Here is a 24,883-nt window from a genome sequence, read left to right on the forward strand (position 1 = left end):
CGCTCTCCGACGCACCCTGACGGCCGTCGCGGCGCTCGCCGTGACGGCGACGATGCTCTCCGGATGCCTCTACGCCGCCATCCCGCCGGAATCGGCGGCCTCTCCGGCCGCGAGCCGCGAGCCGGACGTCGACGGAGCGCCGGCCGGGTTCGAGGACCTCTACGGGCAGCAACTGGATTGGTCGCCGTGCTCGGGCGTGGGGTCGGGCAGCTTCGACTGCACCACGGTGACCGCTCCGCTGGACTGGAACGACCCGAGCGTAGGCACGATCGATCTCGCCGTGATCCGCCGTGCCGCGACGAACGGCGACGCGATCGGGTCGCTGCTGACGAACCCGGGCGGCCCGGGCGCGAGCGGCTACGACCTCATCGCGAAGTCGGCGTCGTACGCCGTCGGCTCGGCGCTCTCCGACGCCTACGACGTCATCGGGTTCGACCCGCGCGGCGTCGGGCGTTCGACGGCGGTGCGCTGCTTCGACGGCGCGCAGATGGACTCCTATCTGTTCGACATCCCGAGATCGATGCGCGGCACGGATGCCTGGCGCACCGAGCTCACGGGGCGCAACAAGGCGTTCGCCGCCGCGTGCGACGCGAACTCCGGAGGCATCCTCCCGTACATCACGACCGACAACGCCGCGCGCGACATGGATCTGCTGCGCGCCGTTCTGGGTGATGCGAAGCTCAACTACCTCGGCTACTCGTACGGCACCTTCCTCGGCGCGACGTACGCGAAGCTGTTCCCCGAGCGGGTCGGTCGGCTCGTGCTCGACGGTGCGATCGACCCGTCGGTGTCGGGTCTCGACGTCGGCACCACTCAGGCGATCGGTTTCGAGTCGGCCCTGCGTGCCTACATGGCGGACTGCCTGGCGGGATCGAGCTGCCCGTTCTCCGGTACGACCGATCAGGCGATGGCAGGCCTCGCAACGCTGCTCGCGAACGTGGATGCCCGGCCCCTGAAGGCATCCGACGGGCGGCTGCTGGGTGCCGATTCGCTCATGACGGCGATCGTCGCCGCGCTCTATTCGCAGGACAGCTGGAGCTTCCTCACGAGCGCGCTGTCCGACGCGCTGTCCGGAAAGGCCGACACCGCATTCCGACTCACCGATTTCTACTACGCGCGCGACGGCGCCGGCATGTACAGCGACAACTCCACCGAGGCCTTCCGTGCCTACAACTGCATGGACTACCCGGTCGACACGTCGCAGGCCGACAAAGATGCTGCGACCGCGCTGATCGCGCAGAAAGCTCCGACGATCGCGCCGTACTGGGACGGCGTCGACCCGTGCGAGACGTGGCCCTACCCGCCCACGGGCGTGCGCGAGCGCATCACGGCCGACGGGGCGGCGCCGATCGTCGTGGTCGGTACGACGAACGACCCCGCCACGCCCTACGCATGGTCGGTATCGCTGGCGCAGCAGTTGTCTTCGGGCGTCCTCGTCACTCGCGAAGGCGAGGGGCACACGGGGTACAACAAGGGCAACTCATGCGTCGACGCCGCGGTGGAGGACTATCTGCTGGACGGCACCGTGCCGCAGAACGGGTTGACCTGCTCCGAATGATCGGTCTCGGACGGCTGGGCTCGATCGCCCCGCCGGGAGCGCGGTGGGGCCGGCCGGGGAACCGCCGCGTGCGTCGCCCGGACGTCGAGTCGAGTCGCGGTCAGCGGCGCAGGACCCGGCGCGCCAGCGTGTTCCCGACGAACTGGACCGCCTGCACGATGATCACGATCACGAGCACGGCCGACCAGGTCACCCACGGGTTGAACTGCTTGGAGCCGTAGTTGATCGCGAACTCGCCCAGGCCTCCGGCCGAGACGGCGCCGGCGATCGCCGTCATGTCGACGAGGGCGACGACGACGAACGTGTAGCCGAGGACGAGGGGACCGAGGGCCTCTCGTGGGATCAGTCGGAAGAGGATGCGCGAACGGCTGGCACCCGCGGCCCGCGCCGCCTCGATGATCCCCGGGCGCACGGTCAGCAGGTTCTGCTCCACGATGCGGCTGATCGCGAACAGAGACGCGATCGTGATCGCGAAGATCGCGAACGGCACGCCGGTGCCGGGAACGCCGATGCCGCGGGCGATCGGCTGCAGCGCGAGCAGCAGGATGATGAAGGGGATGGGGCGGAACGTGTTGACGACGACGTTGAGGACGCCGAACACGACGCGATTCGGGAAGAGGCTTCCGGCGCGCGTCGCGTAGAGCGCCATCCCGAGGACCAGTCCGCCGATGCCGCCGAGAACGAGCGCTCCCGAGGCGACGACGAGCGTCTCGATCGTCGCCTCCCACATCACGGGGAGAAGTTGGATGAGCCTATCCACGGGTGTCCTCCTCGGTCAGGGATGCCATGGCTGAGGCGGCGGCGATGGCACGCGCGACGGCATCCGCGTCGCCCGTGACGGCGAGGGTCAGGTGTCCGAAGACGCGCCCGCGAACGTCGTTGATGCCCCCGTGGATGACTTCGACGCGCACACCGTGGGCCGCGAGGGCCGCGAAGACGTCGGCCTGGGCGGAGGTGCCTTCGCGCATGTCGAGGGTGACGATGCGGCCGGGGTGGCGTTCGCGGAGTACGGCGAGATCGTCCCCCGAGGGGACGTCGTCGATGATGCTCGACACGAAGCGGGCGGTCGCGGGCTGCTGCGGTGCGGAGAGGATGTCGAAGACGCTGCCCTCTTCGATGATGCGTCCGTGCTCCATCACGACGACACGGTCGGCGAGGGTGCGGACGACGTCCATCTCGTGCGTGATGACGAGGATCGTGATGCCGAGCTCGGCGTTCACGCGCTGCAGCAGGGCGAGGACCTCCTGCGTCGTGTCGGGATCGAGGGCGCTCGTCGCCTCGTCGGCCAGCAGGATGCGCGGGCTCGTGGCGAGCGCGCGTGCGATGCCGACGCGCTGCTTCTGGCCGCCCGAGAGCTGTTCGGGATAGCTGCGCGCCTTGCCGGCGAGGCCGACGAACTCGAGCAGCTCGGTGACCCGTGCGCGGATCTCGGCGCGGGGACGACCGGCGACTTCGAGGGGGTAGGCGACGTTGCCGGCCACGGTGCGCGAGTCGAACAGGTTGAACTGCTGGAAGATCATGCCGATGTCACTGCGCAGGCGCCGCAGCTCGTGCTCGCCGAAGCGTGTGATGTCGCGTCCGTCGATCTCGACCGACCCCGACGTGGGCGTCTCGAGGGCGTTCACGAGGCGCAGCACCGTCGACTTGCCGGCGCCGGAGTAGCCGATGATGCCGCAGATCTCGCCCGCGGCGATCTCGAGTGTGACGTCGTCCACGGCCACGACGGGCGGAGCGCCCTTCGAGGGCGCGGGGAAGGCTTTCGTCACGCCGCTGAGGCGGATGAGGGTCATGGCATGTGTTCCTTCGCTGACGCGCGGATGCGGCCCGCTCCGTGGAACGGGCCGCATCCGCGGATGCTCACTTGTGAGCGCGGATCTCGTCCTCGGTCTTGGTGAGCGAGGCGACGAGATCGGAGACGGGCGTCGTGACGAGCACGGCGCTGCCGCCGGATGCCTTCAGCACGCCGTCCTGCACGTCCTTGGTCTGCTGGTAGATGTCGACGAGCTTCTTGTACGTCGGGTTGTCGGCGTCCTTCTTCTTCGCGGCGAAGATGTTGACGTAGGGGAACGCCGAGGCGGAGGTCGGGTCGTCCTGGGCGAGGCGCTGATCGTCGGTGAGGCCGGACTTGGCCACGAAGTCGTTGTTGACGACGGCGCCGGCGTAGTCGGGCAGCGACGAGGCGGTGAAGTCGGCGGCGACGGCCTGGACCTTGACCTTCGAGCTCGGCTCGATGTCGGCGACGGTGGAGAAGATCGAGCCGCCGTCCTTCAGCGAGATGAGGCCGGCCGACTGCAGGACGAGCAGTGCACGCGCCTGGTTGGACTCGTCGTTGGGGACGGCGACCGTCTCGCCCGACGGGATGTCGGCGGCGGTCTTGTACTTCGTGGAGTACAGGCCGAGCGGGTAGATGGCGGTAGCGCCGATGGGCTGCAGGTCATCGTTCGCGGCGACGTTGTAGGTGGCCAGGTAGATGATGTGCTGGAACTGGTTCAGGTCGAGCTCGCCCGCCGACAGAGCGGGGTTCGGCTGGTCGTACGAGTCGAAGTTCACGATGTCGACGGTGATGCCCGCCGCGGCGGCGGCCTTCGTGTACGTCTCCCAGTAGGGGTCTCCGGCGCCGACGACGCCGATGCGGACGGTGCCCGATGCGGCCCCGTCGCTCGAGGACGGGTTCGTGGTGCCTGACGCGCAGGCGCTGAACAGCAGGGCGAGGGGGACGGCCAGCGCGAGCGCAGCCAGGGTCTTCTTCTTCGACATGTGATGCTCCTTGGTTGTGTGGGCACCGCACAGCGCAGAAGCGGATTCCTCCGGCGACCCGCGCTCGCCTCATCGCGGTGCCTCCTCGACGCTACGGGGGAGGGGCGCTCGGTCCGAATCGAGGGTGTAACACGGCGACGCGGACGGACGAGACGTGCGTGGTTCGCGGCATCCCCGTCGACCCTGTAGGATCATTCATCGTGCATGGCGCTCGCGTCGCACGCCGCCCTAGCTCAGTCGGCAGAGCATTTCACTCGTAATGAAAAGGTCAAGGGTTCGATTCCCTTGGGCGGCTCGGTAAGAAGAAGGGTCCCGGACGGGGCCCTTCTTCGTTTCTGTCGTGGTGGCACCTCGCCGCCGGGAGTGTTCAGCGGGCGCCTGGATAGACTGGCGCCGCCATGTCCGCCTCTTCGCCCGCCGTCGTCGATGCCCTCATCGAGGTGTTCACCTGGGTGGGGCTCGGCGGGGCGTTGGCGCTCGGCGTCGTCGCGGTGATCGCATGGGCGGCGGACGGTTCGTGGCTGCCGGCGGATGCCGTCGTCGATCGTGACGAGGGTCGGACGTACGTGCGCTGGTTCGATGCGGACGGTGATGCCAACAGCGCGGTCGCGAGTCCGGCCGACGCCGCGACTCTGGAGGGGCGCGAGACGGCGCTCATCTGGTATCGACACGGATGGACAGGGCGCATGCGCCTGCACCGGCGGTCCGCCGGGCTGCGGATGCTCGTGCTGTCGGCCGGGGGCATGCTGGCTCTCGGTGCGCTGTGTCTGATCGCCGGGTGGGTGCTGTACTTCGCGCGAGGCTGAGCCCGCGGCGAAGGTCGGGCCGAACATGGCTTCCATGACGGGCATATAACTAGATAAGCTAGCGACATGACTTCTCGTGTCGACACCCCCACGCGCTGGCTGCGCATCGGCATCCCCGTGCTGCTCGTTCTCATCTGGCTCGTCGGCGGGTCGATCGGCGGCCCGTACTTCGGCAAGATCGACGAGGTCGCCACGAACGACCAGTCGAGCTTCCTTCCGTCGTCCGCCGAAGCCACGAAGGTGCAGGAGCGGCTGACCGAGTTCACCGGCGGCGACACCCTGCCCGCCGTCGTGGTCGTGACCGGCGACGGGGCGCTGACGGATGCGCAGCGCGCCGACATCGGCGAGCTCGCCACCGCGATCGGCGTCGTGCCGGGTGTCGGCGAGCTCTCGCCCGCGATCCCTTCGGAAGACGGCGAAGCGGTGCAGCTGTTCGTCCCGATCTCGACGAGCGGCGACGTCGCCGACACCGTCGCCGAGGTGCGTGCTGCGGTCACGGATCACCTCGCCGACGGGCTGCACGCATGGGTCACCGGGCCCGCGGGCTTCACCGCCGACCTCGTGAAGGGGTTCCTCGGCATCGACGGGCTGCTGCTCGCCGTCGCGCTCGGCGCCGTGTTCGTCATCCTCGTGATCGTCTACCGCTCGCCGCTGCTGCCGGTGCTGGTGCTGCTGACCTCCACCTTCGCGCTCTGCGTGGCGCTGCTCACCGTGTGGTGGCTCGCCAAGGCGGGAGTGTTCGTGCTGAACGGTCAGGTGCAGGGCATCCTGTTCATCCTCGTGATCGGCGCCGCGACCGACTACGCCCTGCTCTACGTCGCGCGCTTCCGCGAGGCGGTGGGGCAGGGAAGACCCCGATGGGATGCCACGAAGAAAGCCTGGCGCGGCGCGTTCGAGCCGATCCTCGCCTCGGGCGGCACGGTCATCGCGGGGCTGCTGTGTCTGCTGCTCAGCGACCTCGCGACCAACCGCGCCCTCGGTCCCATCGCCTCGATCGGCATCGTCTTCGCCGTCCTGTCGGCGCTCACGTTCCTGCCCGCGCTCCTCGCCCTCGTCGGTCGCGCTGCGTTCTGGCCGTTCGTGCCGAAGCCGGGTGTCGTCGGTGACCCGGGCGATGCCGCCGAGGCGCTCGTCACCGATCCGAACCGGCCTGTTCGCGGGCTGTGGGCGCGGCAGGCCCGCCTCATCGCCCGGCGCTCGCGCCCGGTGTGGATCATCACGACGATCGTGCTGCTCGTGGCATCCGCGGGAATCCTCCAGCTGAAAGCCGACGGCGTGCCGCAGAGCGACCTGGTGCTCGGTGCCTCCGAGGCGCGCGACGGTCAGGACGTGCTGGGCCAGCATTTCGCCGCCGGCTCGGGCAGTCCCGCGTACGTCATCGTTCCCCAGGACCGGGTCGCGTCCGCCGTCACCGTGCTGCAGGATGCCGCCGGCATCGCCTCGGTCGCGGCGACCGCCGCGGGGTCTCCCTCGGGACAGGCCGCCGTCTCGGTCGAGAGCGGCCTGCTCGTGTACCGCGCGGCCGGCGCGCCCGGCGGTGCCGCCCCCGAACCCACCGTCGTGAACGGCGACGTGCTGCTCGTGGCGACCCTCTCGGATCAGGCGGATTCGCTCGCCGCCGAGAACACGGTGCGATCCCTGCGGGCGGAGTTCGCGTCGCAGCTGGGCGACGGGGTGGCCCTCGTCGGCGGTCCGACGGCGATCGACCTCGACACGAACGACACCTCGATCCGCGACCGCACGGTGATCATCCCGGTGATCCTCGGCGTGATCCTGCTGATCCTCATGCTGCTGCTGCGCGCTGTGATCGCGCCGGTGCTGCTGATCCTCAGCGTCATCCTGTCGTTCGGTGCCGCGCTGGGGGTGAGCGCCGTCGTCTTCAACGGCGTCTTCGCCTTCCCCGGGGCCGATCCGGCGGTGCCGCTGTACGGGTTCGTCTTCCTCGTGGCGCTGGGCGTCGACTACAACATCTTCCTGATGTCGCGCGTGCGGGAAGAGTCGCTGCGCCACGGAACGCGCGCCGGCATCCTCCGCGGTCTCGTCGCGACAGGTGGGGTGATCACCTCGGCAGGGCTCGTGCTGGCCGCGACGTTCGCCGCCCTCGGGGTGATCCCGATCCTGTTCCTCGCTCAGCTCGCCTTCATCGTCGCGTTCGGGGTGCTTCTCGACACGTTCGTCGTGCGCTCTCTGCTGGTGCCGGCGGCGGCATACGACCTCGGCCGCGTCATCTGGTGGCCGTCGCGGCTGGCGCGCGCCGAACGCGCAAACCCTGTGTCGGAGGGGGAGTCGCGGCGTAACCTCGGGGTATGACCAGGGCACTTTTCATCGTGGACGTGCAGAACGACTTCACCGAGGGCGGCGCGCTCGGCGTCGACGGGGGTGACGCGATCGCAGCCGGCATCACCGCGCACCTCGCCGTGCATGCGGGGGAGTACGACGTGATCGTCGCCTCGCGCGATTGGCACGATCCGGATTCCGACAACGGCGGCCACATCGTCCTCGACGGTGCCCCCGACTTCGTCGACACCTGGCCGGTGCACTGCGTCGCCGGCACGCACGGTGCCGACTACGACCCGGGTCTTCGGACGGATGCCGTGACCCACCATGTGCGGAAGGGGCAGGGCGTTCCCGCGTACTCGCTGTTCGAGGGGACGACCGAGGCCGGCGAGCGGGTGGCCGACATCCTCGCGGCGCACGGTGTCACCGAGGTCGACGTCACGGGCATCGCGACCGACTACTGCGTGCGCGCGTCGGCACTGGATGCCGTGGCCCACGGCATCCGCGTGCGGGTTCTCACGGATCTCGTCGCGGGCGTCGCGCCCGCCTCGTCGGAGCGTGCGCTCGCCGAACTCGCCCACGCCGGCGCCGAGCTGGCGGGTGCCGCGTGAGCGCGCCGGCGGGGTGGTACCCCGACCCGCAGAGCGGCGGCGCGGTCCGCTGGTGGGACGGTGCGCAGTGGACGGTTCACGCGCCGCAGGCGACAGCGCCGGTCGCATCCGGGGGATGGGTGGCGCCCGCTCCAGTGCGGGTCGACACGAACACCGTCTGGATCTGGCTGGCGATCGTGGCATCCGTGCTGCCGCTCGGGGGACTCTTCTTCATCGACTGGAACGGCTACATGAACACGATCATGCTGCCGAGCGCCACGCACAACTCCGGGGCATTCGTGTCCGGCATCGTGCAGTGGCAGGTGCGGATGCTGCTCATCTCGGGGCTGAGCTGGCTGTGGATGGGTGTGTTCATCCTGTTCTCCTGGCTTGACTGGAGGGAGCTCCGTCGCCGCGGCGTTCCGCTGCCGTTCTCGTGGGCCTGGTCGTTCTTCGCCCTGCTCGGCGGGGGCGCCGCGGTCTACGTGATCGGTCGCACCGTCGTGCTGAAGCGACGCACCGAATCGGGCGGCTGGGCGCCGCTGTGGGTGTGGATCGGCGCCACCGTGCTCAGCTGCGTCATCGTCACCGTGTGGATGGTCTCGGCGTTCGAGGCGATGATGGCGCACATGATGAGCATCTACTCCTGACCGGGCCGCGCCACGACGCTGCTCGCTGCGACGGGTGGCAGGAGGGCGTCGCGTCCGGCATCCACCCGCCACGCGCCGCAGGCGTCACAGTGGACGTAGAGGACCCACCCCTCCGAGGTCGCGTGGCGCGAGCGGGTGCTCCAGGCGTGCTCGTGGTCTCGCTCGTGAGAGGGGGCGAGTGGATGCCGGTCGGTGAGGCTGTCGAGTGAGGTCATGAGCTCACGATGATGTAATGGTCTTATGCATCTCAACCCTTACGGCGAATATGCGGTGCTTCTGGCCGCCTCGCTCGCCAACGACTGGCCGCAGGACCGCGATGCCATCGTCGACCGCACACGTAAGCACGGGATGACGATGGAGTTCACGGCGGCGGCGGACGACCATCGGCGGGTGCGCCGAGTCGTCGACGAGTGGCTGACCGTCGTCGACGCGCAGGATCCGCACGAGCGCGCCCGCCTGCTGAACCGGCACATGGTGGCCGCCGCCGCGTACCCGAGGCTCACCGATCACGACGACGAGGGCTGGCATCTGCACTATCGCGACGACGACGCCACCTCCCTTCCGGCGGTGCTCGCCGCGGTCTTCAGCGTCGGGACGGCGCTGCATCTGACGACCCGCGGGATGCAGCGGCTTCGCCGTTGCGCCGCCGGCGATGATCCGGGTGACCCGTGTTCCGCGGTGGTCGTCGACGTCACCCGCAACGGACGGCAGCGCTACTGCTCGGTGCGGTGCGCCAACCGCGCGGCCGTGCGGCGACACCGGGCGCGGAATGAAGAGGACTCTCGGCAACGCTCGATCGGACGGGCTCGATAGGATCATCGACCATGACGAGAGATGGACGGCCCTCCCGGTTCAAGGAGACACGTCTGATGTCCGGGCCCCACAACACCTACCTCGAGGGGTGTGACGAGGCGAAGGCGTTCGCGCGCCGCCTCACCTGGTGGCTCAACGGCGAGGGTGTCTCGGTCGGCAGCAACTACGTCGTCGACGTTCACCTCGACACGGCCCTGGCGCCGAACACCGTGCAGGTCGGTCCGGTGGGGCGCGGCGCGGATGACTGGCAGACGCGCGAGGTCACGGTCGGCGTTGAGCCCGATTCGTCGCCGGCTGACGCCGATCGGATCGCGATTGCGGCGATCACTCTCGGGGTCCGTGCGCTCGTTCCCGATCACGCGCCGCGGGTCGACGAGGCGGCGCACATTGTCGGGGAAAGCGGCGAGCGATGCCGCTTCCTCCACCGCGCCAAAGAAACCACGAAAGAGATCGTCGAGGTCACCTCGACGATTGCGGCACGGCCGCATCCGAGCCACGTGTTCATCGCCGTCACCGACAAGGCGACCGGGCTCTACCGCGAGAGCCCGCCGATCGCGGTCACCGTGTGGGATGACGCCGTCTACCTCGCGGGCAAGATCCGGCGGACGCGCACCGGCGTCGCGATCGATGCGCGCAACGGCTACCCGGCGCAGCTCGTCGCCGCAGCCACGGGCCCGCTCGAGTGGACCATCGACGAGCTCGTGCCGACCGAGCGCCCGCTGACCTCGTCGCTTCTCGTGTGGCGGTGAGCGCGCTCCGTCTTGAGGGGGAGGTGCCCGCGGATCCGGCGGCTTAGCGTCGAGAGATGGACATCTCGTCAATGATCATGGGCGCGTCGATCGCGTCCGTCGCATGGGTCGCGTTCGTCCCCTGGACGAAGCTCAGGCGGCTGAAGGAACTCGACGAGCGCGACGCCCGCACGAAAGGCGAGTGACTGCGCTGCGGTCGGGCATCGATGGGTCAGGCGCTCAGCGGCTGGATTGTGCTGATCGGCGTTTCGGTACGGGCGAGCGCGAGGTCGTAGCCCTCCTGCAGTCGGAGCCAGAACTGCGGTGTGGTGCCGAAGAACGCACCTAGGCGCAACGCGGTGTCCGCCGTAATCGCCTGCTTGCCGCGGACGATCCGCGAGACGCGTGCCTGATCGACGCCGATGCGCTTGGCGAGCTCGTACTGGCTCAGCCCGAACGGCTCGAGAAACTCCTCCAGCAGGATCTCACCCGGCGTCGAGAGATCGTCAGTGATAGTCGATGAATGCGACATTGTTCGCTTCCCCTCCGTCCCAGTCGAAGACCAGTCTCCATTGGTCGTTGACCCGGATGCTGTACGTGCCCGCCCGGTCGCCTTGCAGCTTCTCGAGGCGGTTTGAGGGTGGGATCCTCAGATCGTGGAGCTCCGCTGCCGCCTCGAGCATTTGGAGCTTGCGCACCAGACGCCTCCGGACGTCGGGTGGCACGCGTCGCGGTGCTGGACCACCGAGCCAGTATTCCTCGATGTCCCGATCCGCAAACTTCACACCGCCATACTAGCGTAGCGCGCAAGTATTGAGGAGGGGGCTGACGGGGCGGTCAGCCAGCACACGAATGATGATCCCTAAACGGGCAGCGCCCGATGAGGGGGCGGTCATGAGCGCTCTGAGCACCACCGTCGATGGATTGTGTGGCTGTCGTCGCGTGCGCGATGCAGATCGCGACACGAGCTGACGCTCGAGGTGCTTTGCACGGTCCTAAGATTGCGGACTACGCGGACCCGTGAGGACTACTGATCGATGCGCGTCGGGGCCTCTCGGCTTCGCCGCTGCCAGCGCGCGCCGTCTGCGTCGGTGAAATGAATCAAACCGCGATTCTCGTGGGCCTCCGCCGCGATCGGGGCGGCAGCGCCCGTAATCGGCACGTTGATCTGATTGCGCTGATGTTCGCTCAGGACGGGCGATTTCCCGATCCCCGTGGCGTCGTGATGCCCGGCGAGAATCGCCGACACCTCAATGTCGTAGATGGGTCGATCGCTGCCGTTGTGGAAGCTCACGGTCACGTACGCGTCGTAGCCATTGTGTGCGTAGCCCGCCGCCTCCACAGTGACCGCGCTCGCCTGCCGCTTCTCCCGCTCCTCCGTCGCGGCCTGGAACGAAGCCGGGTCTGCCCCGAGTCTTGTTGACAGTCGGGGTTTGGGGTGATCAGGCCGCTTCTGCGTCCTTGTAGATCATCTCAAACTCGGCGGGGGTGAGTTTGCCGAGGCCGCGCTGCCGGCGCCTTCGGTTGTACTTCGTTTCGATCCAGGTGACGATCGCGAGGCGGAGATCGGCGCGGGTGTCCCAGCGTCTCGTGTTGAGTACGTTCTTCTGGAGGAGACTGAAGAAGCTCTCCATACTCGCGTTGTCCCCGGCGCCGTAGGATCTGCCCATGGAGCCGACGAGCCCGTTGTTGCGGAGCAGGTTCTGGGTGCGTTTCGCGCGGAACTGGCCGCCTCTGTCGGAGTGGCAGATCGTGCCGTCAGGTGAGCGCAACGCGATCGCGTTGCGCATCGCCGCGCGGGCGAGAGATGACTTCATGCGGGTGTCGATGGAGTAACCGACGATCTTGTTCGACCAGACGTCTTTGATCGCGCAGATGTAGAGCTTGCCTTCTCTGGTCGGGTGTTCCGAGATGTCCCAGAGCCAGACCTTGTTCGGCCCGTCGGCGATGAACTCGTGCCGGATGACGCCGTGCTCGTCGACGACCGCGAGGAGGTCATCATGCGGCGCAGGTCCCGTGCTGCCGGGTTTGCTGCGCTTGCGGTGGTGCGACGCGTGGATGCCCGCGATCCGGCAGAGTCGGTGCACCCGGTTCTCGCTCGCGGAGATCCCGTGCTCGGACTCGAGCTCATCGGTGAGGAACCTGTAGCCGAGCGTGACGTCGTCGGCATGGAGGTCGTAGAGCACATCGATCAGGTGCGCGTCGTCCCAGTCCCGCTGGGAGACCGGGTCTTTGAGCCACTGGTAGTACCCCTGCCTGGACAGGCCGAGGACCCGCAACGCCACCGCGACCGGCACCCGCACGGGAGCACCGGCCGCAGCCATCTCGTGGACGAGCGGGAAGACTATTTTCCCGGCAGGTTCGCCTGCGACAGATACGCCGCGGCCCGCCGCAGCACCTCGTTCTCCTGCTCCAACAACCGGATCCGCTTATTCGCCTCACGCAGCTGCTTGCGCTCGTCGTCGGTCAGGCCGGCACGCTTGCCGTCCTCGACGTCGGCCCGCTTCATCCAGTTGCTCAACGAGCCTTCGGAGATACCGAAGTCCTTCGCGATCTGCGCCAGCGGCGCCTGACCCTTCCGGGCCACGGCCACGACATCATCGCGGAACTCTCGGGGATAAGGCTTTGCCACAAGAACATCCTTCCAGCGAGGACGAATCCTCACAGTTCAGATGTCAACCAAACTCGGGGCAGACCCAACGCGTCGCGGAGATCGGCGCCACGCCGTCGATCGGCACGGTCGGCGACAGCTATGACAACGCCCTGGCTGAGACGGTGAACGGCTACTACAAGGCCGAACTCGTCCGCGGACCCGCACGCTCGGGGCCGTGGAAGACGGTCGAGGACCTCGAGCTCGCGACCCTCGGATGGGTGCACTGGCACAACACGCAGCGCCTCCACGGGTACCTCGGCGACGTGCCGCCAGTCGAGTTTGAGAACGCATTCTATGCTGTCCCCAACGGCCGCAATCTGCTGGTCGGAATCAAATAGCGCGAGTCTCCATCAGACCCAGGGCGCTTCAAACATGTCGACACGCGCCGCCGCGTGCATTCGACGCGTTGAGAACCGCTCAGATGTTGTCAAACGGTTGTCACGGAGAGTTGTTCTCGAACACCGAATCGCTGCGATACCAGTGATTTCACGGGTTCTGAGGCAAAAAAGCGGTGGGCCCCGTGGGGCTCGAACCCACGACCCGCGGATTAAAAGTCCGATGCTCTACCGACTGAGCTAGAGGCCCCAAGAGTTCCAGAATACCGGTGCGCAGGCGTCGCGGAGCAACGTGGTGCACACAGAGGCGCGGCCGCCGACGTCTCACGTCGACGGCCGCGCCGTCCTCGCAGCTGATCCCGTGGCATCCACAGGACCAGGGTGGGATCACTGCTGGGGCATTAGCACCGTGTCGATGAGGTACACGGTCGCGTTGGCGGTCTGCACGCCACCGCACAGCACCTTGGCGCCGTTGACCATCAGGTTGTCGCCCGAGCCGGTCACGTCGACCTGGCCGCCTTCGACGGTCTTGTGCATGCCGGCGATCTTCGACGGCTCGATCTGGCCGGGCACGACGTGGTAGGTCAGGATCTTCGACAGCGTCGCGCTGTCGGTCTTCAGCGAGTCGATCACGGCCGGGTCGATCTTCTTGAACGCGTCGTCCACCGGCGCGAACACGGTGAACTCGCCGCCGTTGAGGGTGTCGACGAGGTTCACCTGGGGGTTGAGCTGGCCGCTGACAGCCGAGACGAGCGTCGTGAGCATGGGGTTGTTGGATGCCGCGACCGCCACCGGCGACTGCGACATGCCCTCGATCGAGCCTGCGCCGGTGGGAACGGCCTTCGCGTAAGCGGCGCAGGCGGAGCCGACGAGGTTCGCGGACGGGTCGTTTGCCATCGCCGACGGCGACGACATCGGCGTCTCCTTCTCCATGGCCGCGGGGCTCGACGACGTCGGCGACGACATCGACCCCGAGCAGGCGGACAGTGCGAACACGCCGGCGATCGTCAAGGTCAGAGCTGCGGTGATCTTCTTCTTGGTGCTGAGCATGATGCCCTCCGTTGATCGTGGACCGCGGGTGCGGCCTCGAGTCTTGTTCGGAGAGGTGCGCCGATCGGATGGGACGATCTTCGAGATTTTCTTGGACGGGCATCCGATCTGCCCGTCGACTCGGGGCTGCATAAAGAGGAGTGCGGTCGGCACGCGAGAGCCGGAGATTCGCGTGTACCGAGGATCGAGCGCTGTCGAGAACAATCCGATCCGGCGTCCGTCGCGAATGACTCCCGACAGAGACGAGGAGTCCATGGACGTCATCATCATCGGCCTGCTGGGCGGGCTCATCACGGGGATCTCGCCGTGCATCCTGCCGGTACTGCCGGTCATCTTCCTCACCGGGGGAGCGCAGTCCGCCCGGTTCGACCGCTCGTCCGGGACGGGCGGCGGAGGATCTGCGGCGCCCCTGCCGGCCCGCCGCAGCCGCCCCTACCTCGTGATCGCGGGCCTCATCCTGAGCTTCACCCTGGTCACCCTTGTCGGCTCGCTCGTGCTGGGCCTTCTGAACTTGCCGCAGGACGTCATCCGCTGGGTCGGCATCGGCGTGCTCGTCCTCATCGGCATCGGCCTACTGCTCCCGAGGTTCGAGCAGCTGCTCGAGAAGCCGTTCCAGTGGATCCCGCGCCGCGAGGTCGCCAACGGCGGCAGCGGCTTCGGGGTCGGCCTCGCTCTCGGTGCGGTCTTCGTGCCGTGCGCCGGGCCGGTGCTCGCCGCCATCATCGTGGCCGGCGCGACCGGCCGCATCGGACTCGACACGGTGCTGCTCACCGCCTCGTTCGCAATCGGCGTCGCGATCCCGCTGCTGGTCTTCGCCCTCGCCGGGCGCGGTGTCGTCGAACGCATCCGCGCCTTCCGCACCCGCGAGCGGGGGCTGCGGATCGCAGCCGGTGTCGCGATGCTGGCGCTCGCCGGCGGTCTCGTCTTCAATGTGCCGCAGCAGTTGCAGCGACTCCTGCCGGACTACACGGCCCAGCTGCAGCGCGACCTGACCGGCAACGAGGACGCCTCGCGCGCACTGGGCCTCGGCGGCCTCGTCACCGACGAGAACCGTTATCTCGACAAGTGCACGAACGGTGCCGACGAGCTGCAGTCGTGCGGCACGGCCCCGGCGATCCGTGGCATCCAGCAGTGGCTCAACACCCCCGACGGAGCTCCGGTCGACCTCGCGCAGCAGCGCGGCAAGGTCGTGCTCATCGACTTCTGGGCCTACTCGTGCATCAACTGCCAGCGATCGATTCCGCACGTGGTCGCGTGGGACAAGGCCTATCGCGACGCCGGGCTCGAGGTCATCGGCATCCACTCACCCGAGTACGCCTTCGAGAAAGACCCCGGCAACGTCGCCGCCGGCACCAAGGACTTCGGCATCACCTACCCGGTCGCCCTCGACAACAACCTCGCGACCTGGACCGCTTACCGCAATAGCTATTGGCCGGCGCACTACCTGATCGATGCGCAGGGCACCGTGCGGCACATCTCGTTCGGTGAGGGCAACTACGCGGCGACCGAGAAGATGCTGCGCGAACTGCTGCAGCAGGCGAACCCCGGTGTCACCCTGCCGGATCCCACCGAGGTCGCCGACGACACGCCGCAGACGGGAACCCTCACCCGAGAGACGTTCCTCGGGTCATCGAAAGACGTCAACTTCGCCGGACCCGGCGCGTACTCGTCGGGCGAGAACACCTTCTCGTACCCCGCCGACCAGCCGTCCGACACGTTCGCCCTCGACGGGCGCTGGAACGTGCAGACCCAGTTCGCGACGCCGGCAGGGTCGGATGCCGCGGGCATCCGTCTCAGCTATCGAGCGGCCCAGGTGCAGATGGTGCTCGCAGGCGAGGGAGCGGTGACCGTCCGCGCTCAGGACGGCACCACCACGACCATCGATGTCTCGGGAACGCCTCGCTCGTATCGGATCGCCTCGTCGAACGACATCACCACGGGCATCCTCGATGTCACGGTCGGCACCGGAGTCCAGGCCTACTCGTTCACCTTCGGGTGAGCGTCGGTGCGACAGGAGGTGCATCATGCGGCATGCTGTGAAGGATGGTCATCGACGGTGTGGAAGTGAACGAGCAGTCGCCAGCGCGCGATCACGCCGGCGACCTGCTCGTGCGGATCGCCGCGGGGGACCAGGGCGCGTTCGCCCAGCTCTACGACATGCTCTCGTCGCGCGTCTTCGGACTCATCCTGCGCGTCCTCGTCAACCGCGCGCACAGCGAGGAGGTGCTGCAGGAGGTCTTCCTCGAAGTGTGGCAATCCGCTGCGGCGTTCGCTCCGAACAAGGGGCAGGGGAGGACCTGGGTCATGACGATCGCGCATCGGCGGGCCGTCGATCGGGTGCGCTCCGCGCAATCCAGCGCGGAGCGCGACGAGAAGGCGGGACTCAGAGAACTCTCCACCCCGCAGGAGGATGTCGCGGAGCAGGTCGAACTGCGCATCGAGAGCCGGCGCGTCGCCCGTGCCCTCGAGGCCCTCACCGACGTGCAGCGCGAAGCGCTGACCCTGGCATACTTCGGCGGCTACAGTCAGAGCGAGATCGCCGCACTCACGGGAGCCGCTCTGGGGACGATCAAGACGAGGATGCGTGACGGACTGTCGCGCCTGCGCCAGGAGATGGGGGTGATGTCGTGAACGTGCATGAGTTCGCCGAGCTGTCGGCAGGACACGCCCTGGGCGCCCTCTCCGATGACGACGAGCGCGCCTACCTCGATGCGCTCGTCGAGCACCCCGAGTGGGCCGCGATCGCCGCATCCGACGATGAGACCGCCGCCGCGCTCGCCGAGGGCGTCGCGCCCGTTGCGCCGCCGCTCGCGCTGCGTTCGAAACTGCTCGCCGCGATCGCCGTCTCGGCGGACGAGGCCTCGGCGCCGGAAGGTGGGGCCGCGCGGGGCGAGGACGAGGTGGCGTCGGACGTCGCGGCCGGGGACGCGGCGACGGTCGTGATTCCTGGGGGTCCTGGCGGTTCTGCGGACTCGGGTGCTGCTGCGGACTCGGGTGCTGCTGCGGGCGTGCTCGGTGCGGGTGCGGGAGTGCTGGGTGCGGGCGTGCTGGGTGCGGGAGTGCTGGGTGCGGCGGATGCCCCGACACGCGCGGTCCCGGCCGATGCGGACCAGGGCGCGGTCTCGGGCACGGAGCCAGGCGCGAGCTCGGGACTGGATGTTGCCTCGGTGGACGGTGGCGAGATCGCGAGCTCCGCCGTGGAGACCGAGTCTTCGAGTGGGGTGACGCCGCCGCGCGAGGAGACGGGGACGTCCATGCTGCGGACGGCGTTCAGCGCCGTGGACGATGCCGACGACGACGCGGTCTCACCGGCATCCGATACGTCGTCGGTGACCGCCTCTCCTCCCACGGAGGTCGTCCAGGCCATCGAACGCCGCAACTGGAGTCGCGGTCTGTTCGCCCTCGTCGCGTCGATCGCGCTGCTGGTCGTGATCGGCTGGGGTGCGGGGTCGGTCGCGAACGTCTGGCAGCGCCCGCCGGCAGTGTCGGCGCTCGCGCAGATCGAGCAGGCATCCGACGCAGCGTCGGCACAGGCGACCTTCGACGGTGGTGTCGCGACGCTGCACTGGTCGTCGAGCGTCGGAAAGGCCGTCGTCGTCGCGCGCGGCCTTCCCGCCATCGATGCCGATCGCACGTTCGAGCTCTGGTACATCCGCGGTGAAACGCCGATCCCCGCTGGCACATTCGATGCGTCGGGAACCTCGACGACGGCGCAGCTGAGCGGCGACATGCAGCCCGGCGACACCATCGCCGTCACGGTCGAGCCGAGCGGAGGCTCGCCCGACGGTAGGCCGTCGACCGCACCGGTCTTCGCCATCGCCACCGCCTGAGCGGCGGGGGCCTGGCCTGGGGTGGGCAGTGTGGTTTCTTGGGGTCGGTGGGGCGGTGGGTCATCCGTTGCCAGCCGTGTCCCACTTTCTGTCGCTTGAAGGGTGTCTGAGCGGCAGAAAGTGGGACATGCGCCGCGAATGGTGGGACATGGCTGGCGGCGATGGTTCGTCGCCCTGGGCCCCGCGCGACGCAGGCATCCCACCTCTCACCTATGTCCCAGAATCTGTCGTCGAAGGTGCGCGGCGGCGACGGCTAGTGGGACATGCCATGCGGAAAGTGGGACATGCTCTGCCGATAGTGGGACATGGTCTCCCGCCGGTGCGGAAGTGCTGGGACAAGCTGCGGGCGCAGGCATCCCCGCACCCCGGCTGTGTCCCAGAATCTGTCGCGTGCGAGGGCCATGAGCGACAGAAAGTGGGACATGTCTTGCCGATAGTGGGACATGTTCGGCAGCGCCCCGCATCGGCGCCACAGCGGCGCCACCGCCAGCGTGGGGTCAGGCGTCGGTGGATGCCTCGGTGAGGCCGAGCACGTCGAGCAGCCACGCGAGCTCGAACGCCCGCTGGTGCCACGCGTTGTAGCGGCCCGACACGCCGCCGTGGCCGGCGACCATCTCGCACTTGAGCAGAGCGTCCGCGCCGACCGCGCGCAGGCGCGCGACCCACTTCGCGGGCTCGACGTAGTACACCCGGGTGTCGTTGAGCGAGGTCGCGGCGAGGATCCGCGGGTACTGGACGCCCTCGCGGACGTTCTCGTACGGGGTGTACGACTTCATGTACGCATAGACGTCGGGGTCGTGCAGCGGGTCGCCCCACTCGTCCCATTCGATGACCGTCAGCGGCAGCGACGGGTCGAGGATCGTCGTCAGGGCATCCACGAACGGCACGTCGGCGAGCACACCCGCGAACAGCTCGGGCGCCAGGTTCGCGACCGCGCCCATCAAGAGGCCGCCCGCCGAGCCGCCCTCGGCGACGAGCCGCTCGGGGGCGGTCACGCCGGTGTCGACGAGGTGGCGGGCGACGGCGACGAAGTCGGTGAAGGTGTTGCGCTTGTGCTGCAGCTTGCCGTCCTCGTACCACTGCCGACCGAGCTCGCCGCCGCCGCGCACGTGCGCGATGGCGAAGACGACGCCGCGGTCGAGCATCGACAGCCGCGCGACCGAGAAGCCCGGCTCGATCGAGTGCTCGTACGAGCCGTAGCCGTAGAGGTGCACGGGGCGGGCGACGCCTTCGCCCGGTGCGCCGAACGAGCGCTTCCAGACGAGCGACACCGGCACGCGGGTGCCGTCGGATGCCACCGCCCACTCGCGCCGCTGGTCGTAGTCCGCGGGGTCGTAGCCGCCCTGCACCGGCTGGCGCTTGCGCAGCAGGAACTCACCGGTCGCGACCACGTAGTCGTAGACCGTTCCGGGAGTGACGAACGATCCGTACCCGAGGCGGATGACCGGTGTCGCCCATTCGGGATTGCCGCCGGCGCCGGCGGCATAGAGGTCTTCGTCGAAGTGCAGCTCGTCGACGCGCCCCGTCTCGTAAGAGAGGATCCCGAGTCGGGCGAGACCGTCGCGGCGGTACGAGACGACCCCCCAGTCGCGGAAGGCCGACACGTCGAGCAGACGTCGCCCCGGCTCGTGAGCAAGGATGACCTCGCGCTGGCCCTGCGGGTCGGATGCCGAGACGCGCACCAGCTCGAAGTCGAGCGCGCCGTCGTTGTGGACGACGTACAGCACGTCCTCGCCGTCCACGATCGCGTGGGTCGTCGAGTACTCGACGCCCTCGCGGCGCGGCCAGATCGACCGGGGCTCGGCGCGCAGGTCGGATGCCGGGACGAGGTACTCCTCGGTGGTGATCGACGACCCCGCCTCGATCACCAGGTACTGCTCGCTGCGGGTGAAGCCGGCGCCGACCCAGTACCGCTCGTCGGGTTCGTGGAACAGGCGCACGTCGGCGGAGGCATCCGTGCCCACCTCGTGCAGCCACACCGTGTCGGGCCGCCACGCGTCGTCCACGGTGGTGTAGACCACGAACCGGCCGTCGGGTGAGAAGCAGGCGCCGGCCGCGGTGCCCTCGACGATGTCGGCGAGATCGTCGCCGGTCGCGAGGTCGCGCACCCGCAGGGTGTAGCGCTCGTCGCCCTCGACGTCGACGCCGTAGAGCAGGAATGCGCCGTCCGTGCTGACGTCGAAGCTGCCGAGCGAGAAGAACTCGTGCCCCGCGGCCTCGACGTTGCCGTCGAGCAGGACGACCTCACCGGGCACGTCGACACCGGGGGTGAGAGAGGGTGGGGTCCAGTCGTCGGCCGAGGCGAGCGGCGCGCGGCAGTGGATGCCGTACTGCTGGCCCTCGACCGTGCGTCCGTAGTACCACCACGCACCCTGACGGGTCGGCACCGATAGGTCGGTCTCGAGCGTGCGCGCGCGGATCTCGTCGAAGATCCGCTGGCGCAGCGGCGCGAGGTGCGCGGTGCGCTCCTCGGCGTACGCGTTCTCGGCCTCCAGGTGCGCGATGACCTCGGCGTCGTCCTTCGCGCGCAGCCACTCGTACTCGTCGACCACCTCGTCGCCGTGATGTGTGCGGACGGTCGGGCGGACGGCGGCGACGGGGCCGCCGATTTCGGCGATGCTCACCTCTCCACGCTAGTCGACCCACGGCGGGTGACGCCGTGTTCTCACGCCGCATCGGCGTCGTGCGCAGGTCGTGCGATGTGCGAGGATTTCTCTCGTCCGGTTGCCGGACCCTGAACACACGGTGAACTCTTCGTTCGCACCGCCGATCCCATCGGCATCCCCATTCGATACCCGACGGAAAGCGACCCGTGGAAACCGCTGCCCTCATCGTCGTCCTGGTGATCGCGCTCGCGCTCTTCTTCGACTTCACCAACGGCTTCCATGACACCGCCAACGCGATGGCGACCCCGATCGCCACAGGAGCGCTGAAGCCGAAGGTCGCCGTCATGCTCGCGGCGAGCCTCAACCTCGTGGGCGCGTTCCTGTCGACCGAGGTGTCGAAGACGATCTCGCACGGCATCATCCGCGAAGACCAGATCACCCCCCTGGCCTTCCTGCCGATCATCTTCGCCGGCCTCATCGGGGCCATCACCTGGAACATGCTGACCTGGCTGCTGGGCCTGCCCTCCAGCTCGTCGCACGCCCTGTTCGGCGGGCTCATCGGCGCGACGCTCGTCGGCGCCAGTCTGCAGGCGATCGACTTCGGCATGGTGCTGAGCAAGGTCGTGCTGCCCGCCCTGATCGCGCCGTTCACGGCGGGGGTGATCGCCTTCCTCGTGACGCGACTGGCGTACGCGCTGACGCGTCGCTACGACGACAAGCCCGACGGGCGCGACGGATTCCGCTGGGGGCAGATCTTCACGTCGTCCCTCGTCGCGCTCGCCCACGGCACCAACGACGCCCAGAAGACGATGGGCGTCATCACGCTCGCCCTCATCACGGCGGGCTGGCAGAACGCGGCGCACGCCGATCCGCAGCTCTGGGTCATCCTCGCGTGCGCGTTCACGATCGCGCTCGGTACCTACATGGGCGGCTGGAGGATCATCCGCACGCTCGGCAAGGGGCTGACCGACGTGAAGCCCGCTCAGGGCTTCGCCGCCGAGACCTCCACCGCCGCCACGATCCTCGCCTCGAGCGCGCTGGGCTTCGCTCTGTCGACGACGCAGGTCGCATCCGGCTCGGTCATCGGCTCGGGACTCGGCCGTCGCGGATCGACGGTGCGCTGGCGCACCGTCGGGCGCATCACGATCGGCTGGGTGCTGACGCTTCCGGCGTCCGCCGCCGTGGGCGCGGGCGCGGCCCTCGTCGTCGTGTGGTTCGGACAGTGGGGCATCCTCGTGGACGCGATCATTGCGGTCGTGATCATCGTCGCGCTCTTCCTGCGCTCACGGCGCAGCCACGTCGACTCCTCGAACGCGATGAGCGAAGTGGCCGACTCCGGCCTCGCGGTCAAGGTCACGCGGAACCCGCCGCCCACGCTCCGGCAACGGGCCGCGCGGCGTGCGGCCGAACGTGCCGACGCGCAGCGCAAGGGAGGATCGCGATGACCGTGCACGTCGATTGGACGGCCTTCGTCCAGGTGTTCGGCGCGGCGCTGGCCGGTGCCGTGCTCGTCGTCGGGTTCTATGCGCTGGGGCTGCGGATGCTGGTGCGTGCGGGCCGGGCGCCGGTGGTCGCGCCGGCGGAGTTCCCCGACGCCATCACCGTGATGACCGACAAGCAGATCCGGCGCGCGGCGAAGGCAGCCGAGAAGGCCGCCCGCAAGAGCCCCCTCAGTGACGGGCAGAAGCGCCTGGCGCTCGTCGCGGCGTACGGGTCGTTCGGGCTGTGCGGGCTCGCCGTTCTCGGCGGGCTGCTGCTCATCGTCGTGCGCTGAGTTCCCGCGCTGAGTACCCGCGCTGAGCCCCCGTGTCGCGGCGTCAACGCCGGAGGTGAGGGCGTCGGATGCCCGGCGTAGGCTCGACTCATGTCGACACCGTCGCCCGAGCTTCGACCGCAGTTCGGTGTGTACCCGCCCGCGCGCCGCGTGATCGTGCACCTGAGCGATACGCATCTGCTCGCCGCCGGTCGGCGGCTCGGCGACCGCTACGACACGGAGGCCAATCTCCGGGCGACGCTCGACGCCGTCGAGCGCACCGGCATCCGTCCCGACGCGCTCGTGTTCACCGGCGACCTCACCGATCTGGGCGAGCCCGAGGCCTATTCGGCTCTGCGTCGCGCGGTCGAACCGGTCGCCGATCGTCTGGGCGCGCCGATCGTGTGGGTCGCGGGCAATCACGACGAGCGTCCCGCGTTGCGGGCGAGACTTCTCGACGGCCTCGCGAGCGACGAGCCGGTGACGGGCGTGTGGGACCTCGGCGGCCTGCGGCTCATCGCGCTCGATTCCACGGTGCCCGGCTGGCACCACGGCGACCTCGACGACGAGCAGCTCGCGTGGCTGCGCGGCGTCCTCGCCGTGCCGGCGCCGCTGGGCACGATCCTCGCATTGCACCACCCGCCTGTGCCAAGCCACATCCCGTTCTTCGACATCCTGGAACTCCGGCGACAAGGCGCCCTCGCCGACGCGATCGCGGGTAGCGACGTGCGGGCGATCCTCGCAGGGCATCTGCACTACTCGACATCGGGCACCTTTGCGGGCGTGCCCGTGAGCGTCTCGTCGGCGACCTGCTATTCGATGAACCTGCAGCGGCCTCCGCACGAGGTCAATGGCATGGATGCCGGTCAGTCCTTCCACCTCGTCCACGTCTACGACGACACGATCACCCATGCGGTCGTCCCCGTCGTCGAGGCGGAGACGGCCGAGTTCTTCTCGGCGGAGTGGGTGGAGCGGATGGCGGCGCTCAGTCCGCAGCAACGGCTCGAGGCGTTCTCGCGCAAACGCTGACGCGGCATCGGGCGCCCGCCTTGACTTCGAGCGCGCTCGAAGTTCTACCGTGAAGGCATGACCTTGATCCACGACGGCGTCTCGATCGCCGAAGCCGCCGAAGCCACCGGCGTCTCGACGCACACGCTGCGTTATTACGAGCGCGCCGGGCTCATGCTCGTCCCCATCGACCGCGCGTCGTCCAGCCACCGGCGCTACACCGACGCCGACCTCTCGTGGGTGCGCTTCGTCGCGCGTCTGCGTACGACCGACATGCCGATCGCGCGCATCCGCCGCTACACCGAGCTCGCCCGCCAAGGCGAAAGCACGATCGCCGAGCGGCGCGAGCTGCTCGTGCAACACCGCGAGCAGGTACGCGCGCAGCTCGAGACCGTTGCCGCGAGTCTTCGCGCCATCGACCACAAGATCGACATCTACGACAAGGAGATCACCCACTCATGAAGACCACGACTCTCGGCTCCTCGGCATCCATCGAGGTCGGACGCGTCGGCCTCGGGCTGATGGGCATCAGTGCGTTCTACACCGGCGCGGGGCAGGACGACGCCGACGGGGCGCGCACCATCCTCGGCGCCCTCGACCGCGGAGTCACGCTGCTCGACACGGCGGAGATGTACGGCCCGCACACGAACGAGGAGCTTCTGGGCAGGACCCTCGAAGAATCGGGGCGGCGCGACGATGCGGTCATCGCGACCAAGTTCGGCATCCGCCAGGGTGGGCAGGGCGATCGAGTCCTCGACGGCTCACCCGAGAACGTCCGGCGTTCGGTCGAGGGGTCGCTGCGGCGCCTGCGCACCGATCGGATCGACATCTACTACCAGCACCGGATGGACCCCGCTACGCCGATCGAGGAGACGGTGGGCGCCCTCGCCGAGCTCGTCGCCGAGGGGAAGATCCGCGGGTACGGCCTCTCCGAGGCCTCCGTCCCCACGATCCGTCGCGCCCACGCCGTGCACCCCGTGACCGCGGTGCAGACGGAGTACTCGCTGTGGACCCGTGACCCCGAGGCCGAACTGCTGCCGGCGCTGAACGAGCTCGGCATCGGGTTCGTGCCCTACTCGCCCCTCGGCCGGGGGTTCCTCACCGGCACCATCCGTTCGCTGGATGCGCTCGACGGCGACGACTTCCGCCGCAGCAACCCGCGGTTCGCGGACGGCGCGCTGCAGGCGAACCTGGCGATCGTGGACGCCGTGGAGACCGTCGCCGCGGAGGTCGGCGCGACCTCCGCCCAGGTCGCCCTGGCGTGGCTGCTGGCGCAGGGGGAGCACATCGCCCCGATCCCCGGCACGCGCAAACTCTCGCGCGTGGAGGAGAACATCGGAGCCGCGGAGCTCTCGCTCACCGCGGAGCAGCTGGCCGCGCTCGGCGCGGTGGGCTCGCCGGTCGGCGAGCGCTACGCGGACATGTCGTCGATCGACCGCTGACCCGCACCTCCGACACGCACGCCCCCT

26 protein-coding genes, 2 tRNA genes and 1 pseudogene are annotated in these 24,883 nt (G+C 68.8%); 18 read left to right on the top strand and 11 right to left on the bottom strand.

From position 1 onward, the window contains the following. The first annotated feature begins 52 nt into the window (after positions 1 to 52). The gene (locus tag JOE64_RS04070) at positions 53 to 1,558 is read left to right on the top strand and encodes an alpha/beta hydrolase (protein WP_204964955.1); all 1,506 of its coding nucleotides are present in this window, start codon (positions 53 to 55) and stop codon (positions 1,556 to 1,558) included. A gap of 100 nt (positions 1,559 to 1,658) precedes the next feature. On the opposite strand, the gene JOE64_RS04075 is transcribed toward JOE64_RS04070, so the two are convergent. The 3 genes from JOE64_RS04075 to JOE64_RS04085 all read right to left on the bottom strand — a co-directional run bounded on the left by JOE64_RS04075 (position 1,659) and on the right by JOE64_RS04085 (position 4,315). After that, a complete protein-coding gene (locus JOE64_RS04075) occupies positions 1,659 to 2,318 on the bottom strand; it encodes a methionine ABC transporter permease (protein ID WP_204963075.1) in 660 nt (219 codons plus the stop codon). Continuing rightward, positions 2,311 to 3,348, bottom strand: a complete 1,038-nt coding sequence (locus tag JOE64_RS04080; RefSeq protein WP_204963076.1) for a methionine ABC transporter ATP-binding protein — start codon at positions 3,346 to 3,348, stop codon at positions 2,311 to 2,313. The genes JOE64_RS04075 and JOE64_RS04080 overlap by 8 nt, the downstream gene beginning before the upstream one ends. Positions 3,349 to 3,415: 67 nt before the next feature. After that, positions 3,416 to 4,315 (bottom strand): MetQ/NlpA family ABC transporter substrate-binding protein, encoded by a 900-nt coding sequence (locus JOE64_RS04085; RefSeq protein ID WP_204963077.1) that lies wholly within the window; start codon positions 4,313 to 4,315, stop codon positions 3,416 to 3,418. A gap of 222 nt (positions 4,316 to 4,537) precedes the next feature. On the opposite strand from JOE64_RS04085, the gene JOE64_RS04090 reads away from it, so the two are divergent. From JOE64_RS04090 to JOE64_RS04110, 5 genes are all read left to right on the top strand, one after another. Next, a tRNA-Thr gene (locus JOE64_RS04090) sits at positions 4,538 to 4,610 on the top strand. Positions 4,611 to 4,713: 103 nt separating this feature from the next. Beyond that, positions 4,714 to 5,121, top strand: a complete 408-nt coding sequence (locus JOE64_RS04095; protein WP_204963078.1) for a hypothetical protein — start codon at positions 4,714 to 4,716, stop codon at positions 5,119 to 5,121. 66 nt (positions 5,122 to 5,187) lie between these two features. After that, positions 5,188 to 7,431 (top strand): MMPL family transporter, encoded by a 2,244-nt coding sequence (locus JOE64_RS04100; RefSeq protein WP_204963079.1) that lies wholly within the window; start codon positions 5,188 to 5,190, stop codon positions 7,429 to 7,431. After that, complete coding sequence (locus JOE64_RS04105; RefSeq protein WP_204963080.1) at positions 7,428 to 8,009, top strand: isochorismatase family protein; 582 nt, start codon at positions 7,428 to 7,430, stop codon at positions 8,007 to 8,009. Before JOE64_RS04100 ends, JOE64_RS04105 begins: the two co-directional genes overlap by 4 nt. Further along, the gene (locus JOE64_RS04110; protein WP_204963081.1) at positions 8,006 to 8,638 is read left to right on the top strand and encodes a DUF2510 domain-containing protein; all 633 of its coding nucleotides are present in this window, start codon (positions 8,006 to 8,008) and stop codon (positions 8,636 to 8,638) included. Before JOE64_RS04105 ends, JOE64_RS04110 begins: the two co-directional genes overlap by 4 nt. Here JOE64_RS04110 and JOE64_RS04115 read toward each other — a convergent pair. After that, the gene (locus JOE64_RS04115) at positions 8,629 to 8,853 is read right to left on the bottom strand and encodes a hypothetical protein (RefSeq protein WP_204963082.1); all 225 of its coding nucleotides are present in this window, start codon (positions 8,851 to 8,853) and stop codon (positions 8,629 to 8,631) included. The genes JOE64_RS04110 and JOE64_RS04115 overlap by 10 nt on opposite strands. A 25-nt stretch (positions 8,854 to 8,878) precedes the next feature. On the opposite strand from JOE64_RS04115, the gene JOE64_RS04120 reads away from it, so the two are divergent. Genes JOE64_RS04120 through JOE64_RS14675 form a run of 3 tightly spaced genes read left to right on the top strand, consistent with a single transcriptional unit; the run spans position 8,879 to position 10,385 of the window. Continuing rightward, on the top strand, positions 8,879 to 9,451 hold the full coding sequence (locus JOE64_RS04120) for a CGNR zinc finger domain-containing protein (protein ID WP_204963083.1): 573 nt from the start codon (positions 8,879 to 8,881) through the stop codon (positions 9,449 to 9,451). Between the two features lie 56 nt (positions 9,452 to 9,507). Continuing rightward, positions 9,508 to 10,200, top strand: a complete 693-nt coding sequence (locus JOE64_RS04125) for a hypothetical protein (protein WP_204963084.1) — start codon at positions 9,508 to 9,510, stop codon at positions 10,198 to 10,200. A 56-nt stretch (positions 10,201 to 10,256) separates the two neighbouring features. Beyond that, a complete protein-coding gene (locus tag JOE64_RS14675; RefSeq protein ID WP_271202449.1) occupies positions 10,257 to 10,385 on the top strand; it encodes a hypothetical protein in 129 nt (42 codons plus the stop codon). A 26-nt stretch (positions 10,386 to 10,411) separates the two neighbouring features. Here JOE64_RS14675 and JOE64_RS04130 read toward each other — a convergent pair whose 3' ends face one another. The 4 genes from JOE64_RS04130 to JOE64_RS04145 all read right to left on the bottom strand — a co-directional run bounded on the left by JOE64_RS04130 (position 10,412) and on the right by JOE64_RS04145 (position 12,811). After that, on the bottom strand, positions 10,412 to 10,711 hold the full coding sequence (locus tag JOE64_RS04130) for a HigA family addiction module antitoxin (RefSeq protein WP_204963085.1): 300 nt from the start codon (positions 10,709 to 10,711) through the stop codon (positions 10,412 to 10,414). Continuing rightward, positions 10,686 to 10,964, bottom strand: a complete 279-nt coding sequence (locus JOE64_RS04135; protein ID WP_204963086.1) for a type II toxin-antitoxin system RelE/ParE family toxin — start codon at positions 10,962 to 10,964, stop codon at positions 10,686 to 10,688. The genes JOE64_RS04130 and JOE64_RS04135 overlap by 26 nt, the downstream gene beginning before the upstream one ends. 242 nt (positions 10,965 to 11,206) lie before the next feature. Beyond that, complete coding sequence (locus JOE64_RS04140; protein WP_204963087.1) at positions 11,207 to 11,479, bottom strand: hypothetical protein; 273 nt, start codon at positions 11,477 to 11,479, stop codon at positions 11,207 to 11,209. A 142-nt stretch (positions 11,480 to 11,621) separates the two neighbouring features. Continuing rightward, positions 11,622 to 12,811, bottom strand: a protein-coding gene (locus JOE64_RS04145; RefSeq protein WP_204963088.1) for an IS3 family transposase whose coding sequence is annotated in 2 segments (ribosomal slippage) — positions 11,622 to 12,530 and positions 12,533 to 12,811 — 1,188 coding nt in all. Because the reading frame shifts where the segments join, the coding sequence is not laid out codon by codon here. A gap of 65 nt (positions 12,812 to 12,876) precedes the next feature. Here JOE64_RS04145 and JOE64_RS04150 point away from each other — a divergent pair. Then, positions 12,877 to 13,170: pseudogene (locus JOE64_RS04150) on the top strand (integrase core domain-containing protein); the annotation flags it as partial. A gap of 174 nt (positions 13,171 to 13,344) precedes the next feature. Here the strand turns inward: JOE64_RS04150 and JOE64_RS04155 are convergent. Then, a tRNA-Lys gene (locus JOE64_RS04155) sits at positions 13,345 to 13,417 on the bottom strand. 137 nt (positions 13,418 to 13,554) lie between these two features. Next, positions 13,555 to 14,217, bottom strand: a complete 663-nt coding sequence (locus tag JOE64_RS04160; RefSeq protein ID WP_204963089.1) for a fasciclin domain-containing protein — start codon at positions 14,215 to 14,217, stop codon at positions 13,555 to 13,557. 253 nt (positions 14,218 to 14,470) lie between these two features. Here JOE64_RS04160 and JOE64_RS04165 point away from each other — a divergent pair, with 253 nt between their 5' ends. Genes JOE64_RS04165 through JOE64_RS14780 form a run of 3 tightly spaced genes read left to right on the top strand, consistent with a single transcriptional unit; the run spans position 14,471 to position 18,047 of the window. Then, a complete protein-coding gene (locus tag JOE64_RS04165; protein WP_204963090.1) occupies positions 14,471 to 16,216 on the top strand; it encodes a cytochrome c biogenesis protein DipZ in 1,746 nt (581 codons plus the stop codon). A gap of 44 nt (positions 16,217 to 16,260) precedes the next feature. Beyond that, a complete protein-coding gene (sigK, locus tag JOE64_RS04170; protein ID WP_204963091.1) occupies positions 16,261 to 16,848 on the top strand; it encodes an ECF RNA polymerase sigma factor SigK in 588 nt (195 codons plus the stop codon). Continuing rightward, positions 16,845 to 18,047: an anti-sigma factor domain-containing protein gene (locus tag JOE64_RS14780; protein WP_271202603.1), complete on the top strand. Its 1,203-nt coding sequence runs from the start codon at positions 16,845 to 16,847 to the stop codon at positions 18,045 to 18,047. Before sigK ends, JOE64_RS14780 begins: the two co-directional genes overlap by 4 nt. Before the next feature lie 497 nt (positions 18,048 to 18,544). Here the strand turns inward: JOE64_RS14780 and JOE64_RS04180 are convergent, their stop codons facing one another. After that, positions 18,545 to 20,671 (bottom strand): S9 family peptidase, encoded by a 2,127-nt coding sequence (locus tag JOE64_RS04180; protein ID WP_372432882.1) that lies wholly within the window; start codon positions 20,669 to 20,671, stop codon positions 18,545 to 18,547. Positions 20,672 to 20,859: 188 nt separating this feature from the next. Here JOE64_RS04180 and JOE64_RS04185 point away from each other — a divergent pair, with 188 nt between their 5' ends. From JOE64_RS04185 to JOE64_RS04205, 5 genes are all read left to right on the top strand, one after another. Then, positions 20,860 to 22,098, top strand: coding sequence for an inorganic phosphate transporter (locus JOE64_RS04185; protein ID WP_204963092.1), 1,239 nt, complete (start codon positions 20,860 to 20,862; stop codon positions 22,096 to 22,098). Further along, positions 22,095 to 22,427, top strand: a complete 333-nt coding sequence (locus tag JOE64_RS04190; protein ID WP_204963093.1) for a peptidase — start codon at positions 22,095 to 22,097, stop codon at positions 22,425 to 22,427. The genes JOE64_RS04185 and JOE64_RS04190 overlap by 4 nt, the downstream gene beginning before the upstream one ends. Before the next feature lie 90 nt (positions 22,428 to 22,517). Further along, on the top strand, positions 22,518 to 23,435 hold the full coding sequence (locus tag JOE64_RS04195; RefSeq protein WP_204963094.1) for a phosphodiesterase: 918 nt from the start codon (positions 22,518 to 22,520) through the stop codon (positions 23,433 to 23,435). Positions 23,436 to 23,492: 57 nt separating this feature from the next. Next, entirely contained in the window at positions 23,493 to 23,876 is a 384-nt protein-coding gene (locus tag JOE64_RS04200) for a MerR family transcriptional regulator (protein ID WP_204963095.1), read from the top strand. Then, entirely contained in the window at positions 23,873 to 24,856 is a 984-nt protein-coding gene (locus JOE64_RS04205; RefSeq protein ID WP_204963096.1) for an aldo/keto reductase, read from the top strand. The genes JOE64_RS04200 and JOE64_RS04205 overlap by 4 nt, the downstream gene beginning before the upstream one ends. The last annotated feature ends 27 nt before the right edge of the window (positions 24,857 to 24,883 follow it).

It is taken from the genome of Microbacterium dextranolyticum (assembly GCF_016907295.1).
Lineage (GTDB): Bacteria > Actinomycetota > Actinomycetes > Actinomycetales > Microbacteriaceae > Microbacterium > Microbacterium dextranolyticum.